The 19849-nt window shown below is 43.7% G+C and carries 18 protein-coding genes, 1 tRNA gene and 1 riboswitch; of the genes, 14 read left to right on the forward strand and 5 right to left on the reverse strand.

Annotation, left to right across the window (positions count from 1 at the left end):
• Positions 1-4: 4 nt before the first annotated feature.
• The 3 genes from rsxB to K08M4_RS04890 form a co-directional block, all read right to left on the reverse strand.
• Entirely contained in the window at positions 5-598 is a 594-nt protein-coding gene (rsxB, locus tag K08M4_RS04880; RefSeq protein ID WP_004734040.1) for an electron transport complex subunit RsxB, read from the reverse strand.
• Between the two features lie 2 nt (positions 599-600).
• Positions 601-1179 carry an electron transport complex subunit RsxA gene (gene rsxA / locus K08M4_RS04885; RefSeq protein WP_004734039.1) on the reverse strand — a complete coding sequence of 193 codons (579 nt, stop codon included), beginning with the start codon at positions 1177-1179 and terminating at the stop codon, positions 601-603.
• Between the two features lie 486 nt (positions 1180-1665).
• Positions 1666-1741, reverse strand: a tRNA-Asn gene (locus K08M4_RS04890).
• Positions 1742-2250: 509 nt separating this feature from the next.
• Here K08M4_RS04890 and uvrB point away from each other — a divergent pair.
• The 3 genes from uvrB to luxU all read left to right on the forward strand — a co-directional run bounded on the left by uvrB (position 2251) and on the right by luxU (position 6358).
• Positions 2251-4281, forward strand: a complete 2031-nt coding sequence (gene uvrB / locus K08M4_RS04895; RefSeq protein ID WP_086049047.1) for an excinuclease ABC subunit UvrB — start codon at positions 2251-2253, stop codon at positions 4279-4281.
• Positions 4282-4600: 319 nt separating this feature from the next.
• Positions 4601-5989, forward strand: a complete 1389-nt coding sequence (gene luxO / locus K08M4_RS04900) for a quorum-sensing sigma-54 dependent transcriptional regulator LuxO (protein ID WP_086049048.1) — start codon at positions 4601-4603, stop codon at positions 5987-5989.
• Between the two features lie 24 nt (positions 5990-6013).
• On the forward strand, positions 6014-6358 hold the full coding sequence (gene luxU / locus K08M4_RS04905; RefSeq protein ID WP_086049049.1) for a quorum-sensing phosphorelay protein LuxU: 345 nt from the start codon (positions 6014-6016) through the stop codon (positions 6356-6358).
• Positions 6359-6442: 84 nt separating this feature from the next.
• Here the strand turns inward: luxU and K08M4_RS04910 are convergent, their stop codons facing one another.
• Positions 6443-7330 (reverse strand): YvcK family protein, encoded by an 888-nt coding sequence (locus tag K08M4_RS04910; RefSeq protein ID WP_086049050.1) that lies wholly within the window; start codon positions 7328-7330, stop codon positions 6443-6445.
• Between the two features lie 194 nt (positions 7331-7524).
• Positions 7525-7677, forward strand: a riboswitch (molybdenum cofactor riboswitch).
• On the opposite strand from K08M4_RS04910, the gene moaA reads away from it, so the two are divergent.
• From moaA to moaE, 5 genes are all read left to right on the forward strand, one after another.
• Complete coding sequence (gene moaA / locus K08M4_RS04915; RefSeq protein WP_029223023.1) at positions 7666-8655, forward strand: GTP 3',8-cyclase MoaA; 990 nt, start codon at positions 7666-7668, stop codon at positions 8653-8655. It overlaps the preceding riboswitch by 12 nt.
• Positions 8656-9011: 356 nt before the next feature.
• Positions 9012-9524 carry a molybdenum cofactor biosynthesis protein B gene (moaB, locus tag K08M4_RS04925; RefSeq protein ID WP_010437177.1) on the forward strand — a complete coding sequence of 171 codons (513 nt, stop codon included), beginning with the start codon at positions 9012-9014 and terminating at the stop codon, positions 9522-9524.
• A 12-nt stretch (positions 9525-9536) separates the two neighbouring features.
• Positions 9537-10016 (forward strand): cyclic pyranopterin monophosphate synthase MoaC, encoded by a 480-nt coding sequence (moaC, locus tag K08M4_RS04930; protein ID WP_004734026.1) that lies wholly within the window; start codon positions 9537-9539, stop codon positions 10014-10016.
• Positions 10013-10258: a molybdopterin synthase sulfur carrier subunit gene (gene moaD, locus K08M4_RS04935; protein WP_086049051.1), complete on the forward strand. Its 246-nt coding sequence runs from the start codon at positions 10013-10015 to the stop codon at positions 10256-10258. Before moaC ends, moaD begins: the two co-directional genes overlap by 4 nt.
• Before the next feature lie 2 nt (positions 10259-10260).
• Positions 10261-10734: a molybdopterin synthase catalytic subunit MoaE gene (gene moaE, locus K08M4_RS04940; protein ID WP_086049052.1), complete on the forward strand. Its 474-nt coding sequence runs from the start codon at positions 10261-10263 to the stop codon at positions 10732-10734.
• 234 nt (positions 10735-10968) lie between these two features.
• Here the strand turns inward: moaE and K08M4_RS04945 are convergent, their stop codons facing one another.
• Positions 10969-12291 carry an IS4-like element ISVbsp1 family transposase gene (locus K08M4_RS04945; protein ID WP_086049053.1) on the reverse strand — a complete coding sequence of 441 codons (1323 nt, stop codon included), beginning with the start codon at positions 12289-12291 and terminating at the stop codon, positions 10969-10971.
• A gap of 564 nt (positions 12292-12855) precedes the next feature.
• Here K08M4_RS04945 and K08M4_RS04950 point away from each other — a divergent pair.
• From K08M4_RS04950 to K08M4_RS04975, 6 genes are all read left to right on the forward strand, one after another.
• On the forward strand, positions 12856-14487 hold the full coding sequence (locus K08M4_RS04950) for an ABC transporter substrate-binding protein (RefSeq protein ID WP_086049054.1): 1632 nt from the start codon (positions 12856-12858) through the stop codon (positions 14485-14487).
• 111 nt (positions 14488-14598) lie between these two features.
• Positions 14599-15519, forward strand: coding sequence for an oligopeptide ABC transporter permease OppB (gene oppB, locus K08M4_RS04955; protein ID WP_012603542.1), 921 nt, complete (start codon positions 14599-14601; stop codon positions 15517-15519).
• A 15-nt stretch (positions 15520-15534) separates the two neighbouring features.
• Positions 15535-16437 carry an oligopeptide ABC transporter permease OppC gene (gene oppC, locus K08M4_RS04960; protein ID WP_086049055.1) on the forward strand — a complete coding sequence of 301 codons (903 nt, stop codon included), beginning with the start codon at positions 15535-15537 and terminating at the stop codon, positions 16435-16437.
• A 51-nt stretch (positions 16438-16488) separates the two neighbouring features.
• Complete coding sequence (locus K08M4_RS04965; protein WP_009848635.1) at positions 16489-17460, forward strand: ABC transporter ATP-binding protein; 972 nt, start codon at positions 16489-16491, stop codon at positions 17458-17460.
• On the forward strand, positions 17457-18443 hold the full coding sequence (oppF, locus tag K08M4_RS04970; protein WP_198299313.1) for a murein tripeptide/oligopeptide ABC transporter ATP binding protein OppF: 987 nt from the start codon (positions 17457-17459) through the stop codon (positions 18441-18443). Before K08M4_RS04965 ends, oppF begins: the two co-directional genes overlap by 4 nt.
• 354 nt (positions 18444-18797) lie before the next feature.
• Positions 18798-19745, forward strand: coding sequence for a glutathione S-transferase family protein (locus K08M4_RS04975; protein WP_086049056.1), 948 nt, complete (start codon positions 18798-18800; stop codon positions 19743-19745).
• The last annotated feature ends 104 nt before the right edge of the window (positions 19746-19849 follow it).

A 19849-nucleotide genomic window follows, 5' to 3' on the forward strand; every position in this document is an offset into this window, starting at 1 on the left:
AACCCTACGCCTTAGGCTCTGACGCAGTCGCATCAGTTGCTTGGTTAGTGATATCTGTAACAGGAATGATGTTCATCTGCCATTTCCAATTTTCAGTCGTTGTTGCCACTGGAATCATTTCGATACAGTCAGTAGGGCACGGTGCGACACATAGGTCACAGCCTGTACATTCATCTTTGATGACGGTGTGCAGTGCCTTGGTGCCACCAACAATGGCGTCAACAGGACAGGCTTGAATACACTTGGTACAGCCGATACACATATCTTCATGAATGAAAGCAACGGTTTTTACTTTGTTATCTAAGTCATGAGCGGAGTCTTCAACTTCTACGCCCATTAAATCTGCAAGCTTCTCAATCGTAGCTTGGCCGCCGGGAGGGCATTTGTTGATCTTATCTCCGTTAGCGATCGCCTCTGCGTATGGGCGACAGCCAGGGTAGCCACACTGACCACATTGAGTTTGCGGCAATATGGTGTCGATTTGATCAACGATCGGATCAGCTTCTACTTTAAATCGGATAGAAGCAAAGCCTAAGATAGCGCCAAAAACGGCGGCTAAAACGGCGAGTGCAATGATTGCAATTAAGATGGTACTCATGCTTACTTCACCAACCCAGTAAAGCCCATAAATGCCAGAGACATTAGGCCTGCTGTGATCATCGCAATCGATGCGCCTTTGAAGGGCATTGGAACATCAGCAACCGCAATACGTTCACGCATCGCAGCAAATAGGATCAGAACAAGAGAGAAACCAACAGCCGCGCCGAAACCATAGATGATCGACTGAATGAAGTTGTGGTTTTCATTGATGTTCAGAAGTGCCACACCTAATACCGCACAGTTGGTGGTGATAAGAGGCAGAAAGATACCCAATAGGCGATAAAGGGTAGGGCTGGTTTTGTGAACGACCATTTCCGTAAATTGAACAACTACCGCGATAACCAAGATAAAGCTCATGGTACGCAGGTATTCAATACCCAGAGGGGTAAGGATGTAGGTTTCTACTAGGTATGCAGATACCGACGCTAACGTCAGAACGAAAGTCGTCGCGAGGCCCATGCCAATCGCAGTCTCCAGTTTCTTGGAGACTCCCATGAAAGGACATAGCCCTAAAAATTTCACTAGCACAAAGTTATTGACCAGCACTGTGCCAACCAACAACAAAAGGTATTCGGTCATAATGGATTAATTCTTGAGATTCCGATCCCGATATTATCCTGCTTTGCTTACCTAATAACAACCAAGGATCACTAGGGATTTAGACACTTGGTGAAAAAAACATCAGGTAATCGATTGATTATTAAAGTTACCGTAAGTATAGACGGCCAATTTTTACTTCGTGAGACAAGTTTGTAGGAGTAGTTGAATTGGATCTTTCATAAGATCATTCTTGAATTGAGCTCGATTTGCTTCCTAAGAATAGGGTCATATTTGTGGATTTTGGTGCTCAGAACTATCAAAAAGAGAAGGAAAGCTGCGAGTCGAATACATTCCCAAACCGCTAAAACGCAAAAAGCCGCATCGAGTGATGCGGCTTCTTTAAATTTGGCCCCCTTGTCGAGACTTGAACGCGGGCGGCTAGGTTTGTGACATTAACTTGGAACAAGTTAGTCGCAGTTATATACGAAAAAAGCCCAATCTTTCGATTGAGCTTTTTTCTGAATTTGGCTCCCCTTGCAAGACTTGAACTTGCGACATACGGATTAACAGTCCGCCGTTCTACCAACTGAACTAAAGGGGAATTGCTTGTTAGCGACGCGAATTTTAATAAGACTCCTATTTTCTGTCAATAAAAAATAGCAGAAAAAAATAAGATAAAAAACTTTACTTTCTTGAACGCCTTATCAGATTTAGCTTTGCTTTAGTTATCCACCAAAATTGTGGATAAGTGTGTGCGTGAAACTTTAACAACAATCATTGGGATAAATCTGGAAATGTGAAAATCTGCAGTAACGTGATGTATTTAAACGGCTAATGTCGAAATATCACGATTGTATAACTTTTTAAGATTATAAAATAAACAGTAAAACAAGTGCTATTTTTAGATTTTTTGGGGAAAAGTAGTGGATTAAAAATCGAGTAATTTAGCTGAAGAGATCTTGCAGGGGCACGGATAATACCAAGTTCCAAAAATAAAAGCTATAACTGATATCTAATCTTAAGATGCATTTCTCTAGATAATAGTTGCAACGACACTCCTCCTAGAGTGACAATGACCTGATTAAATAAACAGTATGGAAATGGCGACCTATGAGTAAACTCTTTGACTTGGTATCGGACTACAGTCCGTCCGGTGACCAGCCGACGGCGATAACCAAATTACTAGATGGACTAGATTCTGGTTTGGCACATCAAACTCTATTAGGGGTAACGGGCTCTGGTAAAACATTTACCCTTGCCAACGTCATTTCTCAATCTCAAAGACCTGCAATATTGTTAGCGCCTAATAAGACACTGGCAGCTCAACTTTATGGCGAGATGAAGTCATTTTTTCCAAATAATGCCGTTGAGTACTTCGTTTCTTACTACGATTACTACCAGCCTGAAGCGTATGTACCGACCACAGACACATTCATTGAGAAAGATGCGTCGGTGAATGCTCATATCGAACAGATGAGACTTTCGGCGACCAAGGCCTTATTGGAGCGAAAAGACGCCATCATTGTGGCTTCTGTATCGGCTATCTATGGTCTTGGTGATCCTAAGTCTTATTTGAAAATGATGCTTCACTTGAGTCGTGGTGAGGTTATGGATCAGCGTGATATTTTGCGCCGTTTGGCGGAGCTGCAATATTCAAGAAACGACGTCGCATTTGAACGTGGTCAGTTTCGCGTGCGCGGTGAAGTGATTGATGTTTTCCCGGCTGAATCTGATCAAGATGCGGTTAGGATTGAGATGTTCGATGACGAAGTCGATTGTATTAGTATCTTTGACCCACTAACTGGTGCAGTTAAGCAAAGAGATTTACCGCGCTTTACGGTTTATCCAAAAACTCACTATGTAACCCCACGAGAGAAAATCCTTGAGGCGATTGAGAAGATTAAGGATGAGCTGCGCGATAGGGCTCAATACCTAAAAGATAATAATAAGCTTCTCGAAGAACAGCGTATCTCTCAAAGAACTCAGTTTGATATCGAAATGATGACGGAGCTCGGTTTCTGCTCGGGTATCGAAAACTACTCTCGCTATTTGAGTGGACGTAATGAAGGTGAAGCACCGCCAACCTTGTTTGATTACTTACCTAATGATGGTCTGCTGATCATTGATGAGTCGCATGTAACGGTACCGCAAATCGGTGCCATGTATAAAGGTGATCGCTCTCGTAAAGAAACCTTGGTTGAATTTGGTTTCCGCCTACCTTCGGCATTGGATAACCGTCCAATGAAGTTTGAAGAGTTCGAATCGATCGCTCCTCAGACTATTTTTGTGTCGGCCACGCCGGGTAATTACGAAATAGAAAAATCAGACGGCGAGATTGCTGATCAAGTGGTGCGTCCTACTGGTTTGTTAGACCCAATTATCGAAGTAAGGCCTGTCGCGACTCAGGTTGATGACCTATTGTCTGAAATCAGAATACGTTCAGCGAAAGAAGAGCGTGTGCTTGTCACTACGCTAACTAAGCGAATGGCAGAGGACTTAACTGAATACCTGAGTGAGCATGGCGTTAAAGTTCGTTACTTGCACTCAGATATCGATACTGTTGAACGCGTAGAAATTATCAGAGACCTACGTTTGGGCGAGTTTGACGTGTTAGTGGGTATTAACTTACTTCGAGAAGGTTTGGATATGCCGGAAGTATCGCTGGTGGCGATTCTTGATGCGGACAAAGAGGGCTTCTTACGTTCTGAGCGTTCTCTTATTCAAACAATTGGTCGTGCGGCACGTAACTTGGAAGGTCGAGCAATTCTATATGGAGACTCAATTACTAAGTCGATGAGAAAAGCGATTGATGAAACCGACCGCCGCAGAGAGAAACAGCAGGCCTACAACGAAGAGCAAGGTATCACGCCACAAGCACTGAAACGTAATATCAAAGACATTATGGAGTTGGGTGACCTGACCAAGTCGAAACAGCAGCGCCAGTCAAAACAAGTTCCTCTATCTAAGGTTGCAGAGCCTTCTGAAAGTTATGCGGTGCTTACGCCACAACAGCTTGATAAAGAGATCAGTAAACTGGAAGCAGCGATGTATCAGCATGCTCAGAATTTGGAATTTGAATTGGCGGCACAGAAGCGCGATGAAATTGAACAACTAAGAAAACAGTTCATTACCAATAGCTAATTTCACTTCAGCTAATCGCACTTCTTGCGCAAAAAAATTATTCTTGAAAACATAAGAATTGAGAGTGTATTAGACAAAAAAACAGCCAGTAGGAAACGTTCTACTGGCTTACGTTTGTGAACACTCTGTCCACTAACAACGTCAGTTGGCTAGGTGACCCGAAGGTCATCGATACCGCTGCATCGTTCGTGCCATATAGATAAAGCATTGATTGTTTTAAGCAAGCAAATTAACCACAATATTTATATTGTGGTTAATTTGCATAATGCAAAGCGGAATGCGATTATAATAAGAAATGCAAATTATAAATGGCTAGGATATGCAATCAAAAACGTTAGATAACAAATCGAAGTATTTGTTAATGGTAGAAGATACCGCGTCGGTAGCAGCGTTATATCGATCGTATCTTACACCGCTCGAAATTGATATTAACATTGTTGGCACTGGCCGCGATGCAATCGAGAGTTTGAACCATCGAATCCCAGACCTCATTTTATTAGATCTACGCCTGCCCGATATGACGGGTATGGATGTACTGTTTGCTGTAAAACAAAAATATCCTGAAGTTCCCGTTATCTTCATGACGGCTCACGGTTCTATCGATACCGCCGTAGAAGCCATGCGACATGGTTCCCAAGATTTCCTTATCAAACCGTGTGAAGCCGACCGACTCCGTATTACGGTGAACAACGCGATCCGCAAAGCGACAAAACTCAAAAACAGCGCTGAACATCCCGGTAATCAAAACTATCAAGGTTTCATTGGTAGCAGCCAAACCATGCAGCAGGTTTACCGAACTATCGATTCTGCCGCATCCAGTAAGGCCAGTATTTTCATCACTGGCGAAAGTGGTACCGGTAAAGAGGTGTGTGCTGAAGCCATTCACGCTGCGAGCAAGCGTGGAGATAAGCCATTTATCGCGATTAACTGTGCGGCGATCCCTAAAGATCTGATTGAGAGTGAACTGTTTGGTCACGTTAAAGGGGCCTTTACTGGTGCCGCAACCGACCGTCAAGGTGCTGCTGAACTTGCAGACGGTGGAACACTGTTCCTCGATGAATTGTGTGAAATGGACTTAGAGTTACAAACTAAGCTTCTGCGTTTTATTCAAACCGGTACTTTTCAAAAAGTCGGCTCTTCGAAGATGAAGAGTGTGGATGTTCGTTTCGTATGTGCAACCAACCGCGACCCTTGGAAAGAAGTTCAAGAAGGTCGCTTTAGAGAAGATTTATACTATCGTTTATACGTGATTCCACTGCACTTGCCGCCATTGCGTGAGCGTGGCGAGGATGTCATCGAAATTGCATATTCATTGCTGGGTTACATGTCTGTCGAAGAAGGTAAGGCGTTCGTACGTTTTGCTGAAGAAGTACTCGATCGCTTTAATCAATATGAGTGGCCGGGGAACGTTCGTCAGTTACAAAATGTGTTGCGAAATGTGGTGGTACTGAATAATGGTAAAGAGATTACTCTCAACATGCTTCCACCGCCATTGAACCAACCCATTGAAAACAGTCTTCGTTTAAAAGAGAAGCAGAACGAAGACATCACGGTAAAAGATATTTTCCCATTGTGGATCACTGAGAAAACGGCTATCGAACAGGCCATTAAAGCGTGTGACGGTAACGTTCCTCGTGCGGCAGGCTTCTTGGATGTCAGTCCGTCTACGATATACCGTAAATTGCAAACATGGAATGCGAAGCAGTAATCACCAAATAATAAGAAAAGAGCAATGATGATAATATTAAATCAGCAAAAAGTTGATGAGCTTGCCGGTGAAATAGGGCAAGAGAATGTCCCAGTGTTACTGGAAATATTTTTAGGTGAATTGAAGGGATACTACGAACACTTAGAGCTAAATAAAGAGTCAGATACATCCAAGTATTTAGCGGATATTAGCCATGCACTTAAGAGCAGTGCTGCGAGCTTTGGTGCGGACTCTTTGTGCAATTTTGCGATTAACCTAGATGCAAAAGTGAAACAAGCACTGCCAGTGACAGAGGTCGACTTTCAAGGTATGCAGGAAATTTTGTTATCCACCTACCAAGAGTACCAGCAGTTAATGACAGAGCTTTAAAGCGATCAGTTATCACTTAATTAAAAAAGGAGCATTGTGCTCCTTTTCTTGTTTTTGTTCGGTACATAGATTCAGAAAGCCGAGTTAAACCAACTGATCCCTAATTGCTTGTTGGAGTTTTACGCGGTCGTGTCGCCAGTCTCTATTTGGAGAGGCAAGGTCAGTCGTCACGCAATTCCATAGCCCTTCAAGTTCAGGGTGCGGAGCGTTACCCAATACAACATCGATCTTTCTTGCCTTGCAGGTACGTTCACACCACTCCAATTGCTCTTGTAGCGTCATTTTCCCTGCAGGTCCATGCTCTGGCGACAGGTTTTCAACGAAGATAACCTTGGCTTTAGTATTATCTGCGATCGCTTTACCAATCTCTGGCAGTAGAAGTGGCGGCATTACACTGGTTAGAAAGCTTCCTGGTCCAAGGACAATGCAGTCTGCTTGCTCAACTGCAGCAACAGCTTCTTTGGTTGCCGGTACTTCTGGAGACAAGTCCATCATGCGCAGTTTTTCTGTCATATCGTCAACGTTGGTTTCACCCGTAACCCAACGACCATCCATTGAAAGTGCTGTGAGATCGGAAGGATGTTCCGTCATTGGCACAATATTCACATCGACTTTGAGCATATTTCGAATTAGGTTGATTGCTTCCAATGGGCGAACGGAAAGGTTGTCTAGCGCCGTTAGCATTAGGTTACCTAAGTTGTGACCATCGAGTTCACCCTGACCGCGAAAGCGGTATTCAAACATCATCGAACTGATCGAAGGTTCTGTGATTAATTGGTTGATACAGTTACGAGTATCTCCCCAAGCAATACCACCTTGGCAGTCTCGAATACGCCCGGTTGATCCACCATTATCTGTTGTTGCAACAATGCCAGTCGCATTGCTACCAAAGTCTTTTAATGCAGCTAGCATGCGACCTAAGCCGTGACCGCCACCGATTGCTACGACTTTCTTTGAAGAGTAAATATTCATTTTTTGTTCTTGTTAGATTATTACCAACTATAATTTAGGTTAAATGCTTCTCGTCAGATACTCAACAAGAGTTATTTTGAGGGTTTGATACGTTTTTTTTGCCGATGTGACCCGTTTTTTACCATCGGAGCTAGATTCACGTACAAATATTAAGTATTTTATTACTCAGCTACTGCGCGTGTGAATATAACGCTCAGTTGCCATAACTCCGAGCTCTCGCATGCTAAGTCGCACAGTGGTATTTGCTGTACCGATACGCATCAAGAGCCAGTGACATGTTGTCACAAGGGCTTAATTGGAAATGATTATGCCTCCCGTGTTTGGAAAGGTGTTCCGTGGCGCAACAATTCGAAGATAGATTCCATCGCAAGTTTTATTACTTGCGCTTGTCGGTTACAGACGTCTGTAACTTTAAATGTACTTACTGCTTGCCGGATGGTTACAAACCGTCAGGGCAAAAAAACTCGTCTTTTTTAAGTGTTCCCGAGATCAAACGCGTTGTAAAAGCGTTTGCTGATTGTGGTACCTCAAAGATCCGCATTACTGGCGGAGAGCCGAGCCTGCGTAAAGACTTTCCTGAAATCATACATACCGTTGCTTCTACTCCAGGCATCGAAAAAGTAGCCACCACAACGAATGGCTACCGCATGGAGAAACAAGTAGGGCAATGGCGTGATGCTGGTTTAACCCATATAAACGTAAGCGTGGATAGTTTAGATTCGCGAATGTTCCATCAGATCACTGGTGAGAATAAGTTTACTGAGGTTATGCGGGGCATTGATAAAGCGTTTGAGGTTGGCTTTGAACAAGTCAAAGTCAACGTCGTATTAATGAAAGACCTCAACAGTCAGGAATTACCAGCCTTCCTTAATTGGATCAAAGACAAGCCCATTCAATTACGTTTTATCGAGCTGATGAAAACCGGCGAGATGGACGAGTTGTTCGATAAACACCATGTGTCTGGCGTTGCGATTCGCAACCAGCTTATTGCTAATGGTTGGCTGTTAAAAGTCAAAGCCGTTAACGATGGCCCGGCGCAAGTGTTTGTCCACCCAGACTATCAGGGTGAAATCGGTTTGATCATGCCTTACGAGAAAGACTTTTGTGAGAGTTGTAACCGACTGCGCGTTTCTGCGACCGGTAAACTTCACCTATGTCTGTTTGGCGACCATGGTGTTGAACTGAGAGATCTGATTCAAGAAGATCAACAAGAGCAAGAGCTCATTGATCGAATTCAGGCTCAGCTTCAAACCAAGTCTGTTAGCCACTTCTTACATGATGGCAACAGCGGCATGACTCCAAACTTGGCGTCAATCGGCGGTTAACCCGCTAACTACTCTAAAGCATTTTATCACTCAGCTTCTTTAAGCTGGGCGAATAAGTCTAGGGCGTGTTGCTCTTTCGAGCTGATTTTTGCAGCGAGTTGCTGGGTATTTATACAAGGCAGAGGCTTTGATGTGTAGCTAGCCTACATGAGAAGCCGATAACGTCGTAGAAATGACCAGCAAACGCTGCCCGAAGGGTTGGGCTAAAAGCGTTTTACTCTTTGTTGAGGGAGATTTGCTTAGAATGACTAGGCTACTTCCCCCTCGCCGCGATTAAAACGCTTTTATCTCGAACAAAATTTAATCACGAAAGGTCAACACGCCCTAATAATTGAAAAATATATATAGGTGAACAAATGGGTCACGCAGAAAGCAAATTTCAAGCAGCAAACATCGCAGTACTAACGGTTTCAGATACTCGTACAGAAGAAAACGATACGTCAGGTGGTTACCTAGCTGAACATGCTAAAGAAGCAGGCCACAACGTGGTTGATAAGCAAATCGTTATCGATGACATGTACAAGATTCGCGCTATCGTATCTCAGTGGATTGCTGATGACAGCGTACAAGCGATCATGATCACTGGCGGTACGGGTTTCACTTCTCGTGACAGCACCCCAGAAGCACTTAAGCCACTATTCGACAAAGAAGTAGAAGGCTTTGGTGAGCTATTCCGTCAAGTGTCTTACGAAGAGATTGGTACATCGACAATTCAATCTCGTGCGATTGCGGGCTTTGCTAACCACACAGTAATCTTTGCGATGCCTGGTTCTACTGGTGCTTGTCGCACGGGTTGGACTAAGATCATCAAGCAACAGATGGATGCTAGCCACCGTCCTTGTAACTTCATGCCACATCTTTCTGTATAAGGTGGTTTGAGCATGAGCCAATTTACCCACATTAATGCGTCTGGCGAAGCGAACATGGTCGATGTATCGGCTAAAGCGGAAACGGTACGCGAAGCGAGAGCGGAAGCTTTCGTTCAAATGTCAGCAGAAACGCTAGAGCTGATTGTTTCTGGTAGCCATCATAAGGGTGATGTTTTCGCAACGGCACGTATTGCTGGCATCCAAGCGGCGAAGAAGACGTGGGACTTGATTCCACTGTGTCACCCTCTACTACTAACTAAAGTAGAAGTGCAGCTAGAAGCTATCGAGTCTGAAAACAAGGTTCGCATTGAATCTGTTTGTAAGCTTGCAGGTAAGACGGGCGTTGAGATGGAAGCGCTAACGGCTGCTTCTGTTGCTGCGCTAACGATTTACGATATGTGTAAAGCTGTTCAGAAAGACATTGTTATCGAGAATGTACGCCTGTTAGAGAAGACGGGTGGTAAATCTGGTCACTTTAAGGTGGAATCATGATTACTGTACTGTTCTTTGCTCAAACTCGTGAACTTGTTGGTGTCGATAGCGTTGAAGTCGACGCGCAATTCGGCACCATCGAAGCGATTCGCAGCCACCTTGTAACACAAGCAGGCAAATGGGATATCGCATTGGAAGAGGGTAAGCTTCTGGCTGCGCTTAACCAATCAATAGTACCTTTGACGACTGAAGTGAAAGACGGCGATGAAGTGGCTTTCTTCCCACCAGTAACTGGAGGTTAACCATGAATGACTCTCGAGTTATTGATCCAAGAGTAGTCGTTACTGCAGAAGATTTTTCTGTGGGTGACGAATACGATTATCTAGCTCAAGGCACAGCTGCAGGAGCGGTTGTGACGTTTGTTGGTAAAGTTCGCGACATGAACCTTGGCGACAACGTGATTGGTTTGTCTCTAGAGCACTATCCAGGTATGACAGAGAAGTCGCTGAGTGAGATCTGTGATCAAGCTGAAGCGCGCTGGCCTATTCAGAAGATGCGAGTGATTCACCGTGTTGGTGACCTAGACATCGGTGACCAGATTGTTTACGTTGGTGTATCCAGTGCGCATCGTGGCGCTGCCTTCGAAGCGTGTGAGTTTGTTATGGACTTTCTGAAAACCAAAGCGCCGTTTTGGAAAAAAGAACGTACTACGGAAACCACTCGTTGGGTAGACTCGCGAGATTCAGATGCTAAGGCTGCAGAGCGTTGGGAAAAATAGCCCGCTAAAATTTCAGTCACGTTTTTAAATAGTGGAACTGATATATACAGTCCTGACGAAATTAGTAGACCTTATTTAAATAAACAGAAGCCGACTCTCTAAGTCGGCTTTTTTGTACTTGTTATAAAGTTATATATAAACAAATTGTATTTTAATGGATGATTAAGCACTTCCTGTGAATACAAATTCTTATAACAAACTAGCCCTTATTGGTTAATGCCGTTCGGATAAGCATTACTGCTTGAATCTGAACGGATATTTGGCTGGGACAAAGAGGACTGAACGTGGAAACGTTCGGTCCTTTCTTTTATCTGGAAGAATGAAGTGACTCAAACTTTCTCTCATCCTTTTCAGTTTTACAGGTAAAGTTCCGTCTGGACTTAAAGCTAACCAACGTAATTGCGCATCAATAAGGTTAATTGCGGCGGTAAAACTGACCCTAGTCGCTCGAACCCCGGCTTCTGAAGCTATCTTAACCATCTCTAATCGCACTAAGTTATAGGCAAGTAATACGCCCCAAAGCTCTTGCTTCACACCGGCAGAAAAACGACTTCGTAAAGTGACGTGACTTTGAAGTTGAGTCTGTTTAATTTCACCATAACCCTCTTCAATCTCCCAGCGTTGCCAATAAATACGCAGCAGGCTTTCTAGCGAGTATTTGCTAGGGTCTGTAAGTGAAGTAATAAAACCTTTTATCTCACCTTTTGGCTCTTGATATAGGACTAATCTGGCTTCCCAACGTGCGGGTAGATTCGGATTCTGCCGTTGAGCTTGAGGAGAGATAGGCATTGAGATAAGCATGTCGTTCTCCGCATATTTCTCCAACACTTCATAGCGTAGTTTACGTTTTGCAGGCATTAACCAGTGGGCATTTTCAGCACTCTCTTGCCAGGACAGTAAAAGGTCTGCCGAGAAATAACAACGATCAAATAAGGTCAATGAGTGTGCGGGGATGTCATTGAATAGGCGCTTAGCTAAGGTCGTTTCACCGACATGACAACCATCAAAAGCCGCCCCCATAATCATTCGAGTTTCTGTTGACATCAAAGCGACTAAACGAAGTTGAGGGTAAGGTTTCAATTTTTTGGAGATGAACCCAAATTCTTCAGCGTTCTCTGGGGAATCTTGGCACCGAAATGTTGTTCCATCGACAGCAAGAACATTAAGTTCTAAGTCTTTGTCTTGTTGAAGGATATCTCCGTTCCAAGCCTTTACCGTTGTGTGAAACAGAGCCGCTAACGGACTCTCATCTAGACGTCGGCGTGAATCAGTTAGGACACTGGGTGCAACACGAGACCAGCTATCTTCAGGTTTAGGCTGAAGTGCAATGTCTAATGAACTGCATACCTCTTTGATAGACATGTTGCGTTGCAGCCCCATCCAAATAACTAACCAGACAGCTTGCTGAGCGGGAAGTCGGCGTCGTCTTATGCTCGCTTTATTGGTTTCAAGAAGAGCTTGTTCTATCCACTCAATCTGAATGGCGTCGACGACAGATTCATAATTGTCGGCATCTTCAATGGTCTCGTGTGCCATTGCTAATTCTTGTTCAAGCATAAAAAATCCCCATCAACGTTGTTGATGGGGATTATCTGCTAACTGCAAGATCGTTCAAGTCTTCTTAAACGATCGGCATTAAGCCCTTATTGGTGCAGTATTTCTTCTGTTTTGGTGCAGTGCATTATGCTGTTTTGTATAAAGTGATAACTCTCACAAATAATGCAGTCTATTTAGGGGATATGTGATGTGCACTTAGATTTAATGTGGCATTAATGTTAACTTATTAAAGGTGTTCTAGCATAAGATGCTAAAAAAAAGTATCTACACAGATACATCAACACTAAAGGCTGTTGTTTAATAAATCCCTATGTGTAACTCACTATTCATTAGGTTTTTATTAGACATTTACACTGATACCTTGAGTATTTCGGAGAATTATCCGATTTTTTGCGACTTGTTTATGGCAAATTACTTCAATGGTTGATAGTGTGTGCCTCAATCTTTGTAAGGTTTTAGATTTTTATGCTTAAATTTTAAGCTAAATAAATCTAAATCACTGCCGTTCAGTGAACTTAGCAAAGAAGTCATGGATGCAATACGAAAAAACTTGGAGTTTATTAAATGTACAAGAATAAAATCACTCAGGCCCTTCTTCTAGGTGCTGGTTTGGCAGTGGCTGCCACTTCTACTCTTTCTATCGCTGCTGAAGTTCCAGCAGGCACAGAATTAGCAAAAGTTCAGGAACTTGTTCGCGGTAACGGTACTGAAGTTGCGACTATCGACCCACACAAATCTCAAGGTGTACCAGAATCTCACGTAATTCGTGATCTTCTAGAAGGTCTAGTGAACCAAGATGGCGAAGGTAATACTATCCCTGGTGTTGCTGAAAGCTGGGAAACGACAGACAACAAAACATTCACTTTCCACCTACGCAAAGATGCAAAATGGTCTAACGGCGATCCTGTAACAGCTGAAGATTTCGTTTACAGCTGGAAACGTGCAGTTGATCCTGCCACTGCTTCTCCATACGCTTGGTACATGGAATATACCAAGATGGTGAACGCGAAAGACATCGTAGCGGGTAAGAAAGACAAGAGTGAGCTAGGCGTTAAAGCTGTAGATGCAAACACGCTTGTTGTTGAATTAGAAACAGCGGTACCATACTTCGTAATGATGATGGGCCACACAACAGTGAAGCCAGTACACAAGGCAACTGTTGAAAAGTTCGGTGACCAATGGACTAAGCCGGGTAACTTCGTCGGTAACGGCGCATTTTCTGTTGATCAATGGGTTGTTAACGAACGTCTAGTTCTAAAGCGTAACGACCAATACTGGAACAACGATAAAACTGTTCTAAACAAAGTCACGTTCCTACCAATCGAAAACCAAGTTGCGGAAATGAACCGTTTCCTATCTGGTGAAATCGACTTCACAAATGAACTTCCAACTGAGCACTTCAAGCGTCTTAAGAAAGAGCACGCGGAAGATGTATCTGTAGCAGGTAACTTGTGTACTTACTACTACATCTTCAACACGAAGAAAGCGCCATTTGATGACGTTCGCGTACGTAAGGCGATCTCTTACGCAATTGACCGTGACATCGTGACTGGCGCTATCCTAGCGCAAGGTCAAAAACCAGCATACTTCCTGACGCCTGAAATCACTGCGGGCTTCGATCCTGAGCTGCCTCAGTACGGTACAATGTCTCAAAAAGAACGTAACGTAGAAGCGGCACGTCTTCTTGAAGAAGCGGGTTACGGTAAAGACAATCCACTAAACTTCAACCTACTTTACAACACTTCTGAAAACCACAAGAAGATTGCTGTAGCACTAGGTTCTATGTGGAAGAAAACACTGGGTCTTAAAGTCACACTTGAAAACCAAGAGTGGAAAACTTACCTATCTTCTAAAGATTCTGGTGACTTCGAAGTAGCTCGTGCTGGTTGGTGTGGTGACTACAATGAAGCGTCGTCATTCCTAACGCTAATGAAGAGTAACAACACTACCGGTGGTGTTCACTACGACAGCGCGGCTTACGATCAAATCATTGATAAAGCACTGAACTCGACTTCAGAAGAAGAGCGTAAAGCACTTTACCTTGAAGCTGAGGCGCTAATGGCGAACGACATGCCTATCGCACCTATCTATCAATACGTGAAATCACGTCTACTAAATCCGCACGTTGGTGGCTTCCCTACTAACAACGCGGAAGATAAGATCTTCTCGAAAGACTTATACATCAAAGCTCAATAAGCTTCGATTCTAAAAAGTTAATATAACTATAACGATACAGACACTACATGCGTAACACGCGCATGTAGCGTCTTTCTAATTTTAATTGTCACAGACTGAAAGAGTGAGTTTATGCTTAAATTCATTATGAAAAGGATATTTGAAGCAATTCCAACAATGTTGGTGTTGATCACTATATCTTTCTTTCTCATGCGTTTCGCACCGGGTAACCCGTTTTCAAGCGAGCGTCCATTACCGCCAGAAGTTATGGCTAACATCGAAGCTAAATACGGCTTAGATAAACCAGTATTTGAACAGTACACCACGTACTTAACCAACATCCTTCAGGGTGATTTTGGTCCATCTTTCAAATATCAAGATTACACAGTAAATGAGCTGATTGCTGTAGCACTTCCAGTATCTGCGAAGGTAGGCTTCGTTGCCTTTATCTTTACGCTAATTATGGGGGTCACCGTCGGTACTATAGCCGCATTGAAGCACAATACCTGGGTCGACTACACCATAATGTCGACTGCCATGCTCGGGGTGGTGATGCCATCCTTCGTGTTGGCACCAGCGCTTATTTACCTTTTCTCCCTGCACTGGAATATATTCCCAGCAGGTGGTTGGCATGGCGGCACCTTCGCGTACATCGTGCTACCTGTTATTGCGATGTCTCTTCTATATGTAGCGACCTTTGCTCGTATCACTCGCGGTAGCATGATTGAAACTCTAAACAGTAACTTTATCCGTACTGCTCGAGCTAAAGGTCTAAGTTACCGTTATATCGTTCTTAAACATGCGCTTAAGCCAGCAATGCTGCCTGTTGTTTCATACATGGGACCTGCATTCGTAGGTATCATCACAGGTTCAGTTGTTGTTGAAACCATCTTCGGCCTGCCAGGTATCGGTAAGCTGTTTGTTAACGCCGCGTTTAACCGTGACTACTCGTTAGTAATGGGTGTAACCATTTTGATTGGTTTCCTATTCATCTTATTCAACGCAATTGTTGATATTTTACTAGCGCTTATTGACCCGAAAATTCGCTACTAACAGGGACGCATGGTTATGTTGAAGAAAAAAGAAAACTTAGAAGCGATCGAAAAATTCTCTGAGAGTTTGGAAATTGAAGGTCGTAGTTTGTGGCAGGACGCGCGTATTCGTTTTATGCGCAACAAAGCGGCAATGATCAGTCTGTTTATTCTGACGATCATGGTGCTATCAGTAATTTTCTTGCCTATGCTGGCGCAGCATGCTTACGATGATACTGACTGGTACGCAATGCACGTTGGTCCAAATGCGGATCACTGGTTTGGTACCGACAGTTTAGGTCGTGACTTATATGTTCGTACAATGATTGGCGGCCGTATTTCTCTTATGGTTGGTGTGATGGGCGCATTTGTAGCGGTACTGATTGGTACGCTTTACGGTGCAGCTTCAGGCTTCATTGGCGGTCGTACTGACCGAGTGATGATGCGTATCCTAGAGATCTTGTACGCTGTACCATTCATGTTCCTTGTGATCGTACTGGTAACATTCTTTGGTCGTAATATAGTACTTATCTTTGTTGCTATCGGTGCGATTGCTTGGCTCGATATGGCGCGAATCGTACGTGGCCAAACGTTGAGTTTACGTAGTAAAGAATTCATTGAGGCTGCTCACGTATGTGGTGTAAGCAAATGGAAGATCATTACACGTCACATCGTACCAAACGTATTAGGTATTGTTGCAGTTTACTCAACGCTACTTATTCCAAGCATGATCCTTACTGAATCATTCTTATCTTTCCTTGGTCTTGGTGTTCAAGAACCTATGACAAGTTGGGGCGCACTGTTACAAGAAGGTTCGCAAACAATGGAAGTTGCTATTTGGCAACTGGCATTCCCAGCGGCATTCATGGTAGTTACGCTGTTCTGCTTTAACTACGTAGGTGATGGTCTGCGCGACGCGCTTGATCCAAAAGACAGATAAAGAAATAGCAAATAAAAATACAAAAGCTATAAAAGATTGAAGGAAGCAATGATGAGCTTATTAGATGTCAAAGATCTGCGCGTCGAATTTACCACGCAAGATGGTATCGTAACCGCAGTAAACGACCTGAACTTCTCACTCAACCAAGGCGAAACGCTGGGTATCGTTGGTGAGTCAGGTTCGGGAAAGTCTCAAACGGTATTTGCACTGATGGGGTTGCTGGCTAAGAACGGCATCATCTCAGGCAGTGCAAAGTTTGAAGGCAACGAAATTCTCAACCTACCTGAGAAAGAATTGAACAAAGTTCGCGCTGAACAGATCGCGATGATCTTCCAAGATCCAATGACCTCACTGAACCCTTACATGAAAGTATGTGATCAGTTGATGGAAGTTCTCATGCTGCATAAAGGTATGGGTAAAGCGGAAGCGTTCGAAGAATCAGTACGCATGCTTGAAGCGGTGAAAATCCCTGAAGCACGTAAACGTATTACCATGTATCCACACGAATTTTCTGGCGGTATGCGTCAACGTGTGATGATTGCAATGGCCCTGCTGTGTCGTCCGAAACTGCTTATCGCGGATGAACCAACAACGGCGTTGGATGTAACTATTCAAGCGCAAATCATGGAATTGCTGAACGAGCTTAAAGATGAGTTTAATACTGCGATTATCATGATCACCCATGACTTGGGTGTGGTTGCTGGTTCTTGTGACAAAGTATTGGTGATGTACGCAGGTCGTACTATGGAATACGGCACGGTTGATGAAATCTTCTATGAGCCAAGCCATCCCTATGCGGAAGGCCTGCTTAAAGCAATTCCTCGTTTGGATACCGAAGGTGAAATTTTACCGACGATTCCAGGAAACCCACCCAACTTACTTCGCCTACCGACAGGTTGTCCTTACCAAGACCGTTGTCACCGTGTAATGGACCGTTGTAAGCAAGAAGCACCAATTCTACAGCCATTTGCTAAAGATCGTCAGCGTGCTTGTTTTTCAGACTGGGAGACTTGGACAAAATGAGTAAAGAATTACTATTAGATATTAAAGACCTAAAAGTTCACTTTAGCATTGCGGCTAAGTCTGCTTGGCCTTGGGCGAAACCATCAAACCTTAAAGCGGTTGATGGGGTTGATGTTCACCTTTACGAAGGCGAAACACTAGGTGTAGTAGGTGAGTCTGGTTGCGGGAAATCGACTTTTGCACGCGCGATTATCGGCCTAGTTGAAGCGACAGAAGGTCAAGTGATGTGGTTAGGTCAAGACCTGACTAAGATGCAAGAAGTGAAACGTCGTGAGACTCGTAAAGAGATTCAGATGATCTTCCAAGACCCACTAGCATCGCTTAACCCGCGTATGTCAGTTGGCGATATCATTGCTGAGCCTCTCGAGACTTTCTACCCTGAACTGTCTAAACAGGAAGTGAAGGACCGAGTGAAAGAGATGATGGCAAAGGTTGGTTTGCTACCCAATGTAATTAACCGTTACCCGCATGAGTTCTCTGGTGGTCAATGTCAGCGTATCGGTATTGCACGTGCGCTTATCTTGAAACCTAAGATGATCATCTGTGATGAACCTGTTTCTGCACTGGATGTATCAATTCAAGCTCAAGTAGTTAACCTTCTTAAGGAACTACAGAAAGAACTTGGTTTGTCTTTGGTTTTCATCGCGCACGATTTGTCAGTGGTTAAACACATCTCTGACCGTGTATTGGTGATGTACCTAGGTAACGCAGTAGAGCTTGGTGAATCAGATGCCTTATTCTCCGACCCTAAGCACCCGTACACTAAAGCGTTGATGTCTGCAGTTCCGATTCCAGACCCTCGCTTAGAGCGCAGCAAAACGATTCAGATGTTGGAAGGTGATTTACCGTCGCCAATTAATCCGCCATCAGGTTGTGTGTTCCGTACTCGCTGCCCACAAGCAACAGGGGCATGTGCGCAAACTAAGCCAACCATTCAAGGTGATGATGTTCACGCAGTATCTTGCTTGCACGTACAAGTCTAGAGCCTATTTAAAACGGTTCAGCCTGTGACAGGCTTAAGCGCAACTTTTTTATGAGTTGCGCTTTTTTTGTGCCCCAACTTTCTCGTGAACAACCTCCTTCAAATAATTTGAACAACTAAGCCAACTTCTTCTAGTTTTGAAAAAGTTGGCTTTTTTTATACTAATACCAATCGTAGTAAATAACTGCTCATCCTAGCTTGTTAAAACGCTCGATAACGGCGTTAGAATTTTTGATTGTAGAATAACTACTAACAGAAAAATTCTTCCTTGTTCTCAAGCCTTTTCTCTGCGCTATTTCTGAACATTTACTTACTGTGATTGGTATAAAAAATTTTGGATTACAGAGGTTTGGATATGGGTAAGTTAGTTGAAGGCGTTTGGCATGATGTTTGGTACGACACAAAAGAAAGCGGTGGTAAGTTTGTTCGTGAAGATGCAGGCTTTCGTCACTGGGTAGAGAATAAAGCGGGCGCGCAGTTTCAGCCTGAAAGTGGCCGTTATCACTTATACGTATCATTGGCGTGTCCATGGGCGCACAGAACTCTTATCTTCCGTGAGATTAAAGACCTGACCGATCACATTGACGTGACGGTGGTTTGCCCAGACATGATGAGTGAAGGTTGGCAAATGGGGTTACCTGAACCTCTGTTCGGCCATACTCGTATGCACCAAATCTACACTCAAGCCAAAGCGGATTACTCGGGTCGAGTAACGGTGCCAGTGTTATGGGATAAGAAAACCAACACCATCGTGAGTAACGAGTCGTCTGAAATTATCCGTATGTTCAATTCAGAATTTAATGAGTTAACGGGTAACACGGATGATTACTACCCGTGGGAGTTGTCCAAGAAAATTGATGAGTGGAATGACTATATCTACCCAAGCATTAATAACGGTGTTTATCGTACTGGTTTTGCAACCACACAAGAAGCTTATGAAGAAGCGTATGACGCGTTATTTGAAGCGTTAGATAAAGTAGATGCACATCTTAGTGAACATCGTTATCTGGCGGGTAGCGAGATTACAGAAGCAGATTGGCGCTTGTTTACTACTCTGGTTCGATTTGATGCGGTCTATGTTGGGCACTTTAAGTGCAATAAGCAGCGAATTGCGGACTACCCACATATTCAAGGTTACTTAAAAGAGTTGTACCAAGTTGAGGGAATTAAAGAGACGACCGATTTCTACCATATCAAGCGTCACTACTACTACAGCCACACAGGTATTAATCCGACTCAAGTAGTCCCCCTAGGACCTGAATTAGATTTGGAATCCCTACATGGTCGTGAAATCCTAAATTGATTATACGAAGCAGAATCAATTATTTTTATAACTCAAGGCATGACTTGGTGTGTGCCTTAAGTGCCTCTTCCCGCTGTGTCTTTTCCCACTATGGGCTTGCGTAA

Origin of the sequence: Vibrio syngnathi (assembly GCF_002119525.1) — a bacterium.
Taxonomy (GTDB): domain Bacteria; phylum Pseudomonadota; class Gammaproteobacteria; order Enterobacterales; family Vibrionaceae; genus Vibrio; species Vibrio syngnathi.